Annotated in this window: 11 protein-coding genes; 7 read left to right on the top strand and 4 right to left on the bottom strand. The window is 53.4% G+C overall.

Annotated features, from left to right (window positions below):
- The first annotated feature begins 179 nt into the window (after nucleotides 1–179).
- Nucleotides 180–2,300 (top strand): TonB-dependent receptor PqqU, encoded by a 2,121-nt coding sequence (gene pqqU / locus ABVM99_RS00930; RefSeq protein WP_023195744.1) that lies wholly within the window; start codon nucleotides 180–182, stop codon nucleotides 2,298–2,300.
- A gap of 66 nt (nucleotides 2,301–2,366) precedes the next feature.
- Here pqqU and mcbR read toward each other — a convergent pair whose 3' ends face one another.
- Nucleotides 2,367–3,032 (bottom strand): colanic acid/biofilm transcriptional regulator McbR, encoded by a 666-nt coding sequence (gene mcbR, locus ABVM99_RS00925; protein ID WP_001119592.1) that lies wholly within the window; start codon nucleotides 3,030–3,032, stop codon nucleotides 2,367–2,369.
- Nucleotides 3,033–3,365: 333 nt separating this feature from the next.
- Nucleotides 3,366–4,403 (bottom strand): NADP-dependent oxidoreductase, encoded by a 1,038-nt coding sequence (locus ABVM99_RS00920; RefSeq protein WP_001517827.1) that lies wholly within the window; start codon nucleotides 4,401–4,403, stop codon nucleotides 3,366–3,368.
- 211 nt (nucleotides 4,404–4,614) lie between these two features.
- Here ABVM99_RS00920 and mddA point away from each other — a divergent pair, with 211 nt between their 5' ends.
- Together mddA and ABVM99_RS00910 are read left to right on the top strand one after the other, a co-directional pair.
- Nucleotides 4,615–5,130: an L-methionine sulfoximine/L-methionine sulfone acetyltransferase gene (gene mddA, locus ABVM99_RS00915; RefSeq protein ID WP_000155373.1), complete on the top strand. Its 516-nt coding sequence runs from the start codon at nucleotides 4,615–4,617 to the stop codon at nucleotides 5,128–5,130.
- A complete protein-coding gene (locus ABVM99_RS00910; RefSeq protein ID WP_023195274.1) occupies nucleotides 5,130–5,579 on the top strand; it encodes a DMT family transporter in 450 nt (149 codons plus the stop codon). The genes mddA and ABVM99_RS00910 overlap by 1 nt, the downstream gene beginning before the upstream one ends.
- Before the next feature lie 4 nt (nucleotides 5,580–5,583).
- Here ABVM99_RS00910 and ABVM99_RS00905 read toward each other — a convergent pair whose 3' ends face one another.
- Complete coding sequence (locus tag ABVM99_RS00905) at nucleotides 5,584–5,817, bottom strand: YdcY family protein (protein WP_000018720.1); 234 nt, start codon at nucleotides 5,815–5,817, stop codon at nucleotides 5,584–5,586.
- Between the two features lie 223 nt (nucleotides 5,818–6,040).
- Between ABVM99_RS00905 and srfA the strand changes: the two genes are divergently transcribed.
- From srfA to srfC, 3 genes are read left to right on the top strand one after another with little or no spacing between them, the layout of a single operon-like run.
- The gene (gene srfA / locus ABVM99_RS00900; protein WP_023195275.1) at nucleotides 6,041–7,366 is read left to right on the top strand and encodes a virulence-associated effector SrfA; all 1,326 of its coding nucleotides are present in this window, start codon (nucleotides 6,041–6,043) and stop codon (nucleotides 7,364–7,366) included.
- 4 nt (nucleotides 7,367–7,370) lie between these two features.
- Nucleotides 7,371–10,352 carry a virulence factor SrfB gene (locus tag ABVM99_RS00895; protein ID WP_000960825.1) on the top strand — a complete coding sequence of 994 codons (2,982 nt, stop codon included), beginning with the start codon at nucleotides 7,371–7,373 and terminating at the stop codon, nucleotides 10,350–10,352.
- On the top strand, nucleotides 10,349–12,493 hold the full coding sequence (srfC, locus tag ABVM99_RS00890; protein ID WP_023195132.1) for a virulence-associated effector SrfC: 2,145 nt from the start codon (nucleotides 10,349–10,351) through the stop codon (nucleotides 12,491–12,493). Before ABVM99_RS00895 ends, srfC begins: the two co-directional genes overlap by 4 nt.
- 44 nt (nucleotides 12,494–12,537) lie before the next feature.
- Here the strand turns inward: srfC and ABVM99_RS00885 are convergent, their stop codons facing one another.
- Nucleotides 12,538–12,711, bottom strand: a complete 174-nt coding sequence (locus ABVM99_RS00885) for a GhoT/OrtT family toxin (protein ID WP_000171943.1) — start codon at nucleotides 12,709–12,711, stop codon at nucleotides 12,538–12,540.
- A 198-nt stretch (nucleotides 12,712–12,909) separates the two neighbouring features.
- On the opposite strand from ABVM99_RS00885, the gene yncL reads away from it, so the two are divergent.
- Entirely contained in the window at nucleotides 12,910–13,005 is a 96-nt protein-coding gene (yncL, locus tag ABVM99_RS00880) for a stress response membrane protein YncL (protein ID WP_001103198.1), read from the top strand.
- The last annotated feature ends 1 nt before the right edge of the window (nucleotide 13,006 follow it).

Below are 13,006 nucleotides of genomic sequence, written 5' to 3'. Positions count from 1 at the left end.
GAGAATAATAATCATTATTTATCAGAAAGTGGAGCTTTTCCTCGCCTGCGAATGTCATGGCTCTTAAATACCGCACATTTTCTTAACTTAATGTGCGATTAAAATTTCAAAACTTTACATATTGACTACCCTTAATGTCACGTTTTCCGTTGATACGCTTACATTTATCCGGCATTTTCATGAAAATTATTTCCGTTAGACAGCGACTTTATCCCGCCCTCTTATTGCCTCTGACCTTCTCCCCGGTCCTTCAGGCCGCCAGCGCGCCCAATGAACAAACCATGATAGTCACCGCAACGCCGCAAACCGTATCCGAACTGGATACACCTGCCGCCGTTAGCGTCATTGAGGGAGAAGACATGCGTCTGGCGACGCCGCGCGTCAATTTATCTGAGTCTTTAACCAGCGTCCCGGGATTGCAGGTGCAGAACCGGCAGAACTACGCGCAGGATCTGCAAATCTCTATCCGTGGATTTGGCTCGCGTTCCGCCTTTGGCGTGCGCGGCATTCGTCTGTATGTTGATGGCATTCCCGCCACCATGCCGGATGGACAAGGCCAGATTTCGAATATTGATATTAACAGCATACAAGACGTTGAAGTGTTACGCGGCCCCTTCTCAGCGCTATACGGCAATGCTTCCGGCGGCGTGATAAATGTCACCACCGAAACCGGGAGACAGCCGCCCACCCTTGAGGCCAGCAGCTACTACGGCAGTTATGGAAGCTGGCGCTATGGGCTAAAAGCCACGGGCGCGATGGGTGACGGCACACAGCCAGGCGACGTGGATTACACGGTATCGACTACCCGTTTCACCACCCACGGCTACCGCGATCACAGCGGCGCGCGAAAAAATCTGGCTAATGCCAAACTGGGCGTTCGCCTTGACGATGTCAGTAAACTCTCGCTGATTTTTAATAGTGTGGACATTAAGGCGGACGATCCCGGCGGACTCACCGAATCTGAATGGAAAGCCGATCCGCAACAGGCGCCGCGCGCTGAACAGTACAATACGCGTAAAACCATCAAACAAACTCAGGCAGGATTGCGTTATGAACGTCAGCTCAGCGCGCAGGATGATATCAGCGTGATGGCCTACGCCGGAGAGCGGGAAACCACGCAATACCAGTCTATTCCCCTGGTGGCACAGCTAAAACCGGCCCAGGCTGGCGGCGTAATTACACTGCAACGCCACTATCAGGGCATTGATTCCCGCTGGACTCACCGGGGAGAATTAGGTGTGCCGGTCACCTTCACTGGCGGATTAAATTATGAAAACATGAGCGAAAACCGCAAGGGTTACAATAACTTCCGCCTCAACAACGGCACCCCTGAGTTTGGGCATAAAGGCGATTTACGCCGGAATGAGCGTAACCTGATGTGGAATGTCGATCCTTATCTGCAAACCCAGTGGCAGCTTACGCAAAAACTCTCGCTGGATGCTGGCGTGCGCTACAGTTCCGTGTGGTTCGATTCTAACGATCACTATATCGCGCCCGGCAATGGCGATGATAGCGGCGACGCCAGCTATCACCACTGGCTACCCGCCGGATCGCTAAAATATGCGTTAACTGACGCCTGGAATCTCTATCTTGCTGCCGGTCGCGGATTTGAAACTCCCACTATTAATGAGCTTTCTTATCGCGCTGACGGCCAAAGCGGGTTCAACTTTGACCTCAAACCGTCGACCAATGATACGGTGGAAGTCGGCAGTAAAACGCGGATTGGCAACGGCTTGTTGACCGCCGCGTTATTTCAAACCGATACCGATGATGAAATTGTCGTCGCCAGCAGTATGGGAGGACGCACTACCTACAAAAACGCGGGCAAAACGCGCCGCCAGGGCGCAGAGCTCGCGTTGGACCAGCGCTTCGCTGGCGACTGGCGGATGAAAGCATCATGGACCTGGCTGGATGCGACCTATCGCAGTAACGTTTGTCAGGGGCAAAACTGTGATGGAAACCGGATGCCCGGCATCGCCCGTAATATGGGATTCGCCTCATTAGGTTTTATCCCGGATGAGGGGTGGTACGCCGGAACAGACGTGCGGTATATGGGCGATATCATGGCCAATGATGAAAATACCGCCAAAGCGCCTTCGTATACCGTTGTTGGACTAAATACAGGGTATAAATTTAATTACAGTCAGCTTACCGTCGATATTTTTGGGCGGGTAGATAATCTATTTGATAAAGAATATATCGGTTCGGTGATCGTTAATGAATCTAATGGCCGATATTATGAGCCAGCGCCAGGGCGTAACTATGGCGTGGGGATTAATCTGGCATGGCAATTTGAATAAATATCCGGCAAAGATCCGGCAATAGCGGGAAGCCCCCGCTATTGATAAGTCATAGTTGCATGAAGGTTACATGAAGTACTGATTTTTAATCGTCGCTACGTTTTGTTGCAAAACGTTCTGTAGGCAGTGGCGACTGGCTTCTTTATCACCTGTCACTAACGCATTAAGCAATTTTCTGTACAGATTAACGCCGTTTTGATAATCATCAAGTTTAAAATTATCATATAAAAAATGCAGGCTTGGCCCCAGGCGTACCCATAATTGCTCGATCATGGCATACAGCGTTGGCATATCCGCGTAGTGGTAGATCTCAAAGCGGAATGCGCGGTTGGCCAAAAGAATTTTCTCCATAACGCCACTTTCCAGCGCCTGTTGAAATTCATCTAATAGCGCATTCAGCGTCTGCTCGCGATCCGGGGTAATCTTACCCGCAGCGGCGACCACCGCCATCTCCTCCAGGGCAGTACGAATCGTATTAATTTCCAGCAAACTTTCCAGCGAGATCTCCGGCACCATAAACGCCTGTGCTGGCGCCACCGCCAAAGCACTGGAAGAGACCAGCCTTAACAGGGCCTCACGCACTGGCGTAATACTGACGCCTAACTCTTGAGCGATATTTTTAGTGATAAGCCTTGCGCCTGGTTTTAATGCGCCAATAGACAATTGATGCTTTAACCGATTTTCAACCTGTGTGGTCAGGCTTATATGTTGTGTTTTTTCCGTACCCGGCATTTTCCTTCCTTCACCTCTTGGCAGAACAACATCGCAATCGAGTCCCGAAGAAGTTTCGGAACTTAATTGTAAAAAAGATAATCCAGGCCTGAACGGCCAAATAAATAAAAGTGATAATTTACTTGCGTGATATTCTCATCTTTTACAACAATACAGGTTTCTTTATGGCAACCGTTTTATCTCCGTCATTCCTTCATGTATCGAGATTTTTGACCGGTTCAGGCCGCTGAGGGAGATAAGCTGCCCCACCGCGATCTGAATGATGAATATAAGTAAAGCCGCAATTTTAAAATTTGCACATTTTTATGGCGACATAATGCCGCCATTTTTTCTTTACGCATCGTCCGCTAAACGTATCACGACTTTGCCAAAGTTCTTCCCCGCCAGCAGCCCCATAAACGCTTCTGGCGCATTTTCCAGCCCATCAGTAATCTGCTCCCGATAATGTATTTTCCCTTCTTTGATCCAACGCCCCATTTCTTGCTGAAACTCATGTATCCGGTGACCATAGTCCTGGTTGATGATAAAACCTTGCAGGCGAATACGCTTTTTAAGTAATGTCGCCATCAGCAGCGGCAGTCTGTCTGGACCGTCCGGCAACGCTGTCGCATTGTAGCCGCTGACCAGACCGCAGAGCGGAATCCGCGCCGACGTATTCAGTAGCGGTAAGACGGCGTCAAAGACTTTACCACCGACATTCTCATAATAGATATCGATACCCTGCGGGCAGGCCTGCGCAAGCTGTTGTGGGAAATTATCAGCGTGATGATCAAGGCACAGATCAAATCCCAAAACGTCTGTCGCATGACGGCATTTTTCCGCGCCGCCAGCAATACCCACGACCCGGCAGCCCTTCAGCTTGCCAATTTGCCCAACCGTTGCGCCTACGGGGCCGGTGGCGGCGGCGACAACCAGCGTTTCGCCCTCTTTCGGCTGGCCGATATCCAGTAACCCCATATAGGCGGTAAACCCCGGCATTCCTAAAATACCCAATGACCAGGAAGGATGTTGCGGATTATCACCCAGCTTTACCAACCCTTCGCCATCTGAAATGTCATAATCCTGCCAACCATTGTAACTCAACACCCATTCGTCTGGTCGGTAATCAGGATGGTTTGACGCGACAACGCGACTGACCGTACCGCCAACCATAACGCAGCCAGGTTCAACTGGCGGCGCATAAGAGGGTTCATCGCTCATGCGGCCACGCATATAAGGGTCGAGTGATAAAAAAACGGTACGCAATAGCACCTGCCCTTCACCGGGCGTCGCGACGTCATCTTCTTCGAGGCGGAAGTTATCCATCTGCGGCGCGCCGTGGGGACGCGAGGCCAAAACCCAACGACGATTTCGGTTGGTCTGTTGCTTCATTCTATTCTCCTCATGCCTGGCATAATCCATCAATAATAGTCGAACATTAGCTTTCTGAGGGAGTTAAACACTCTCAGATATCAGGCTGTGCGCTTTTATGAACGACTTTCTTTCCCCTCTCGCTAAATATGAATTCTTGCGCTAATTCGTTGATTTATGCCGCCTTCAATAGTATTTCTAACACTATCGTAAACATTCCCTGGGGTTCCCTATGACGATTCGCTTTGCCGATAAAGCAGACTGCGCCGCGATTACCGAAATCTATAACCATGCGGTATTACATACTGCGGCCATCTGGAACGATCGGACGGTCGATACGGATAATCGCCTTGCCTGGTATGAGGCCCGTCAATTACTGGGCTATCCGGTGCTGGTAAGCGAAGAAAATGGCGTGGTGACTGGCTATGCATCATTTGGCGACTGGCGCAGTTTCGACGGTTTTCGCTATACCGTCGAGCACTCGGTTTATGTTCATCCGGCGCACCAGGGGAAAGGACTGGGGCGAAAACTGCTCAGCAGACTGATCGATGAAGCCCGACGCTGCGGCAAGCATGTGATGGTAGCCGGCATTGAGTCACAGAATGCCGCCTCGATACGCCTGCATCATTCGCTGGGATTTACCGTTACCGCGCAAATGCCGCAGGTCGGCGTAAAATTTGGCCGTTGGTTAGATCTTACGTTTATGCAGCTCCAGCTTGATGAACACGCCGCGCCGGACGCCTGCTGATGAACCAGTCGCTGACGCTTATCTTTTTGATCGCCGCCGGCGTCGGGCTGGTGGTACAAAACAGTATTATGGTGCGTATTACGCAGACATCATCGACGATTCTGATCGCTATGTTGTTGAACTCGCTGGTAGGGATCGTTTTATTTGTGACGATATTGTGGTTTAAGCAAGGCGCTACGGGCTTCGGCGAGCTGGTCGCCAGCGTTCGCTGGTGGACATTGATCCCCGGTCTGCTGGGGTCATTTTTTGTATTTGCCAGCATTAGCGGGTATCAGAACGTTGGCGCCGCGACGACTATCGCGGTACTGGTCGCCAGCCAGTTAATCGGCGGACTGGCGCTGGATATCGCGCGTAGCCACAGCGTCACGTTACGCGCAATGGTCGGGCCGGCGTTTGGCGCGCTGTTGCTGGTCATTGGCGCATGGCTGATTGCGAAGCGCCAGTTTTAATGGGTTACAGGATCGTGCCGCCTTTGGTGAGCTGCTCGCGGCGCGCGTCCCGATCTTCTTGATATTGCCTGCCGTGATGCGCGATAGCCGTGCGTAAACGCTGCTGCTGCACATAACGATCTTCGCGACGTAATTCAGCGTCATCGCTCAAGGCAATCAGCAATTCATTCATATGGGCAATTACGCTCTCCGCGATGGCGGCATCCACGCGGGCGCTCACTTCCTCCAGGTGCGACATAAGCTCTCCTACTCTTTATTCTGTAACAGCATGATTCGCCTATTATACGCGTTATTGTCGCCCGATGCGGTAATTCGCCGCCGCCACCCTGATTTAACTTACGTCAAGTGGAAACACGGGGCTTAATAGACCGAGAATTCGCGCCTTTTTGCCTTTCTTCCGCCGTTTGCTTGCGTATAGACCCCGTAAAGTAGACGCGTGAAGAAGTCTAAGGGATAACAACGTGGCAAAATCTCTCTTGCGCAGCGGCAATCTGGATGATTATCAGGCCGTGGGCGGCGGCGGTCAGGCCGTATTTGAATCAGCATTGCAAATTCGCGAAACGCTTCGTCTGCGTAAACAGCAGGCGATGGTTGACTGTCTGGCGATTCCGCAACTTAACGATAATGGCGATCGGGTTGACTGGTATTCGCCGATTGAAGGTCAGGCGATAGCGTGGAAAGCGGCTGACGAAGAGACACGTTCTCGGGCTTTACGTTATTTAGCCAGCACTTTTGAAAGCGCGGCTGCACTCAGTCGAAAAAGTCTGCAATCCGGTAAAACAGCGCTTCAGCTATTTGGATCGCTACTTGAGAAAGCGACGCAATTTCCCGGCGAAAATCATGTTTTCCTGGTTAACGGCAAACCGGTTATCACCTTCTGGGGATTCGTTAATCTCAACGAAAATACACGCGATGATGTGCTGGACTGCCTGCGGATAACCGAGGCAATCCCCGACATCCCTCTGGTCGAGCCGGAGCCGGAGCCCGAAGAAAAGCCGCTGGTAGAGGCGGCGTTTAGTCAGGCGGATGAACCCTTGTTAACGTCTGTCATTGAGCCGCCGAAAATGCCGGAGGAACCTGTTGCGCCGCCCGTTATCGTTAGCGAGCCGAAGACGGCCACACCCATCCCGGTTGCTGAGGCGAAAAGAGCTCGCCGTCTACCGCTGTGGAGCTTACCTGTCGCTGCCGTGGTTATCGCCGCCGTCGCCACGCCTTTTTTCTGGCCATCTTCATCCGTTGACGGGTCCTCTCCTGTTCGCGCCGCGCCTGTCGCTACCGCGAAAACTGACGTTACCCCATTGCCTGAACTCACCGCGCATTTGCCGCTGCATCGCGCTGAGGTGACGCCCGCCCCCAAAGCGGCGCCGCTGCCGGAAGCGCCTGTTATCATTGCCGCTATCCCCAAAGACGCGCTGGTGATGGACAGTACGCAGATGAAGCTTGGAACCACGCGCTTTTTAAACGGTAGCTGGCGGGTCAGCGTGGATGTCAAAGATCCGATTACCGGCAAGCCGCCCTCTCTGCGTTATCAGATCCAAAATAACAAAGGTATCGCGCGCGTAGTACATGGCGATAACGTGGTTTGTCGGGCGGAAATTTTCTCTGGTCTGCATCAAACGGGCGAGCTGATGATTAAAAGTCGCGGCAATGCGCGCTGCACCGACGGTTCACGTTATCCGATGCCGGAAATTACCTGTAAAGCAGGCGTCAATGACGTCGCAACCTGTACCGCCCGTTATGGCGACCACGCGGCAATTCCGTTGACGTTTAAAAAGATAGGTGCCTGATTTTATGTTGGTCAATCTGTGTGATTACAAACAGAGCGTCACGCTCATTGCAAACAGCGGCGTCCAGTTTCTTGATTTTGGCTTAACGCCGCAAGAGTCGGCCCACTACGGACGTTTTGTGCGCAAAACGGCAAACGGCCCGCTACTGCGCCTCGATTTTGATCTGACCAGCGGGCGCTACACGTTGCCAGGACGTGCTGGCGGCCAACCCGAAGTCGTGAAACCGGAAAGCACTCAGACGCTGCACTATTCTCTGGATGTACTCGACGGAATCTGGCTTCCCCTGCCGTTCCTGCGTTTTAATCCGCCGCGTACCTTTATTGACGGGCCGGATAACTGGGCGCGCATTCAGGTACGTAAACTCAGCGAGCCAGATAGCGCCGGAAACACACACCGCATCACCCTCGCCTTCGACAGTCAGCTGGCAAAAAATATGCCTGCGGCGTTGGCGCCTTGCGAAAACGATCTGCTCAATGGCACACGTTTTGCGCTCGCCTGGCGCGATGAAGAAGTTGCCGATTTTCTTGACCAGACATGGATTGACGGCTGGCTGCGCGAGTCGTTTCTTCAGTATGCCTCACAGGTGGAAAACCGTCCGGAACAGGCCATACAACAAGCGCTGCGTAGCTTTGAGTATCAGGCGCACTGGTTGAATTTACTGACGCTGTTAGGCGAACAGCTTACGGTGCCGGAAGTGAAGTTTGTGACACATACGTTAAGCACGCCCGCAATCCCGGTCGATCTGATTCTGGATGTCGGCAATACGCATACCTGCGGCGTCTTGATCGAGGATCATGGCGATGCGAATGACGGGTTACGCCAGACGGCAGAGCTTCAGGTGCGTTCTTTAAGCGAGCCGCAGTATCTGAACGACCCTTTATTTACCAGCCGGGTAGAATTCTCGGAAGCGCGCTTTGGCAAGCAACACTTTTCTGTCGAAAGCGGACGAGACGACGCCTTTGTCTGGCCTTCCATTGTGCGTGTGGGCGACGAGGCTCGCGCCCTTGCTATGCAGCGTGTGGGCACCGAAGGCAGCAGCGGCATCTCCAGCCCGCGCCGCTACCTGTGGGATGAAACCCCCGCCTTGCAGGACTGGCGTTTTAGTCAGATCCACGGTAAAACGCAGCGCGAACCGCTTGCCACCGCGTTTCCGCTGATGAATCTGATGAACGACGACGGACAGCCGTTATTCCGCCTGCCGCATGAAGAAAGGCTACCGGTTTTTTCGCCGCAATACAGCCGTAGCACCTTGATGACGCATATGTTGTGCGAAATTCTGGCTCAGGCGCTGGGGCAAATTAACAGCGTCGCCACCCGGCTGCGGCTCGGCTTTCCCGCCTCGCCGCGCCAGCTACGCACCCTGATTTTAACGCTGCCTTCCGCTATGCCGAAACAGGAGCGAGAAATTTTCCGCCAGCGAATGTTTGAAGCGCTGGCGCTGGTCTGGAAAGCCATGGGCTGGCATCCGCAGGATGAGGATTTCACCACGCCTAAGCAGCGTGAAAAAAGCGTGGTGCCGGTACCAGAAATACAGATGGAATGGGACGAAGCAAGTTGCGGCCAACTGGTATGGCTTTATAACGAAGCCATTTCGCATTACGCCGGGCGTACCGAATCCTTTTTTAATGCGCTGGCCAGACCGGATCGCCAGCCTGAACCCGGCGTCGTCCCCGGACGCGCGTTGCGCGTGGCATCGATTGATATCGGCGGCGGCACGACGGATATGGCGATCGTTCACTATCAGTTAGATGACGGCGTGGGGGCCAATGTAAAAATTACGCCTCATCTCCTGTTTCGCGAAGGTTTTAAAGTCGCCGGGGACGATCTGCTATTGGATATCATTCAGCGTTGCGTACTTCCTTCCCTGCAAACGGCGTTGCAACGGGCAGGCGTTACGGATGCCGCCGCCCTGCTGGCGACCTTATTTGGCGATTCGGGACGAATTGATACTCAGGCCATTTTGCGCCAGCAAACGGCGCTGCAATTATTTATGCCGCTGGGCCATGCGGTACTTTCCGCCTGGGAGCAAAGCGACATTAACGATCCGTTTGCTGGTTTACATGCAACATTTGGCGATCTGCTGATCCGCCGCCCAACAAGCAACGTGATGAACTATATCCAGCAGGCGATCGATCATGCCTTACCGTCTGGTTCGCCGACATTTGATATATTCAATGTGCCGTTGCAAATCCAGTTTAGCCAGCTTCAGGAGGCTCTGCTGGCCGGTCAGTTTACGCTGACAACGCCGCTTCATGCGGTTTGCGAAGCGATCTCCCACTATCACTGCGATATCTTGCTGGTGACGGGGAGACCGACCTGTTTACCCGGCGTACAGGCGCTCATCCGGCACTTACAACCGGTGCCGGTTAATCGCATTGTGTGGATGGATAAGTATCAGGTACATGAATGGTATCCCTTCAGTCAGCAAGGGCGTATCGGCAATCCAAAATCCACTGCTGCGGTGGGCGCGATGTTATGCAGCCTGGCGCTGGACTTACGTCTGCCGCGTTTCAATTTTAAAGCGGCTGATATCGGCGCGTATTCGACTGTGCGTTATCTCGGCGTACTGGATAATACCGTTAATACCCTTCGCGATGAGAATATCTGGTATCACGAGATCGATTTGGATAAACCCGGCGCAACGCTGGACGCACGCCTGCATTTTCCGCTACGCGGCAACGTGACGTTGGGCTTCCGTCAACTGGCGAACAGTCGCTGGCCTGCAACCCCACTCTATTGCCTGAGCATTAATTCCGCCGAACTGGCGAAAACCATCGCTGGCGACGGCGTACTGAATGTCCGACTGAAATTACGCGGCAGTAGCAAAGATAGCGCCCCGGAATCGTTCATATTAAGTGATGCCTGGCTCCAGGACGGGACGCCGGTCGCCGCCGATGCGCTGACATTAAAATTGAATACGCTGGCTGACCGTCGCCACAGCGGCAGCCACTACTGGATAGATAGCGGGAGTGTATACCTGAAATGACAAAACCGTTAAACACCACCCAGGCTGTTATCGAGTGGGTTAACAACACGCGCCGTTACGCAACGCGACTGGATGACGAAGCCGACGCTCTGCTGGCGCAACTTACGCTTGCCGCGGCGGATGAGTCAGCGCTCAACGCCGCCTGCGCATCACATGGCTGCGTTGGTCTGTACGGGTATGCGCAATCCGCAAAAGCGCATCTGTTAACGACGCTATGCGGTAACGAGAATGGCAAGCTGGAAATTATCACGCCGGACCGTGACTATGATTATTTCAGCCACATCAATCCGGGTCATGCGCCAGCGAATATGGCTATTCGCTTTACGCGCGACATTTTTTCAAACGAGAGCGGCTGGCCGTTGCGCCTGCGCTTGATCAGTGAAGCCGAACTGGTGCAGATCTTTATTGCCTGGACCAGCTCGTCCCCCGTTTGTCGCCAGGTCGAAAAATCCATTATCACATCACGCCTGGAGAAATGGCAATCGCTTCGCCAACCGCAGCCCGTCCCCGGCGTTACCGCTGAAGAGGTAGCGACCATCGCGAGTTTCTGGCGCTCTTGCCTGCCGTCCGCCAGACAACATATTGATGATGCGACATGGCAACACTTTGCCTCGCTCTTGCCTGCGCTGGATCTCACGACACGGGCGCATGCCTGGGCATTACTGTGGGGAGAGCAACCAGAGATCACCCAGCAATGGCTGGCGCTGGCGCATATGTTGCAACAAACCGGCCATGCCGGGGAACTGGCGGCGCCGCTCAGCCTGCTGGTCGATCATTTTGGCTTACCGGCGGAAAACTTCCTGACGCAAATGGCGCTAACCGCCAGCGATACGCAAAGCGATGTGGTGGTGCATCCGGTTAAGGAAGGCCGACTGCTCAATGCGGTCAGCCTTTCGCTTGATTCTCTGGCGCTGCTTACCCGCGAACTGGTGCTAAGCGTTGAAAACAGCGTACTGGATAACGTTGATTTACTGGATATTCCGGTCGCGCCAGACAGTCATCCTCATCCGTTATGGCGGGCGAAATTAGGCTGGATGCTGGCCCATTACCGCCAACAGGTACAGCCCGATGTTCTGGTGATTTGCAATGCTCTGGCATCTCGCTCGCAAACGTCCACTGCCGCCCGTCACTTACTGGAGTGGGTTAACGCCACGCAGCCGCAGCATGAATCAGCGTTACCCGGCGTCGTCTGGGCTATTACTCCACAGGATGCCCGTTTTGCCACCCAGCAAAATCTGGATGAAGCCGTCCAGCAGTTGATGGGTAAACCTGGCGTGCATTGGGGAACGTTGCAGGCGCTGGATAAACACAGTATGCAGCGTTTGGTGGAGTGGTTATCGCAGGCGACATCGGCACCACAGCGACAGGCGCGCTTACAGGCGTTACGCGAACAACTGCGAGGCCGCGTGCGCGATCTGTTACCGATGTTTGATGACGCGCGGCTACCGGTTGAAACCGTGATCCGGCGTCTTCAGTCCCAGGCCGCCAGACATGGCGACCTGCTGGCCGGGCTGTTACCGCCGGTACAGAACTTCGAAGCGTTGCTGCGCACCCGACAGTCGCGAGAAGAACAGGTCAGCGGTTTATTTAATGACGCGATCGATCTCTTTGCCGACGAACCAACGCGCGCTTCAGCGTCAGAAGGTCATGAAACAGGCTACCAGGCGCACAAAATGTGGATCAATCATCTGCGCCAGTGGGCCCACTGCCGGGATAATGCGCAGCGTCTGGGACTGGAACCGCAGATGCTCAACGCCGTGGCGGAGATTTTAATTACCGCCAGCTATCGCCTCGGTTTACCTCAGCAGTTACAGAAAACCATGCAGCGCGAGGAGGTTAGCGGCGCGCAGCTTCATGCCATCATTGGTAACTTCATCGCCTGGCTCGGCTACGCCAATATCGAGGAGGCCCAACGCCCGGCCAGCCGCGTTCAGAAAGGCGCAGCCATTTTCGCCGCAACGCCGCGTTCGACAATGTTGCGTCTAACAAAGCTTGACGAACAGCCCGTTCACGCCGCCAGCCGCTATGTCTATGACTGGCTTGTTGCGCTGTATACCCTGGCCAATGAGAACGCAGGATATCGGCATCCGCAGGACGTTACCGACGTAGACAGAGCGCAATTAATTGCCCTGATAGCCTGACCTTGCGGAAAAACCATGCCCGGTAACGTGTATCGGACTTGAGGTCAGAAAAGCGAAAACAGCAATGCGACGGGGAAACTTATCGGCCATGTCGCGCCAACCAAAAAGGCGCTCAGGAAACGAATTCGTTTTTTGTCATGAGTCAAAAACCAGGTGATCAGGGATGATATCACCGCCATGACGGCGTAAAAAATTAATATCTTTTGAAAGAGGGTCATATCAGGCATCCGCGCCAACCAGAGGAAAAAACGCGCGCAATATGCTCTTTTTATTTGACACACATCAAGGTTTATCAGCCTTAACAGCAAAACGTTCTCAATGCACGGCTCCGCTCACAGAATATCCTGTTTACGTATTATTGCGGATCTCGCCAACCCGTACTATACCCATAGGGGTTATGATGAAAGGTGGCGAAAATGAATGTTTCCAGTAAAACCGTCGTGCTGATTAATGTCTTTGCTGCTGCAGGACTTTTGGGTCTGATCTCGTTGAGATTCGGCTGGTTTGCTTGAG

The organism is Salmonella sp. SJTUF15591 (assembly GCF_043356435.1).
In the GTDB taxonomy this organism is placed as follows: Bacteria; Pseudomonadota; Gammaproteobacteria; order Enterobacterales; family Enterobacteriaceae; genus Salmonella; species Salmonella enterica.
Note: the sequence above shows the minus strand (reverse complement) of the source record. Positions and strands in the feature narration are given on the sequence as shown.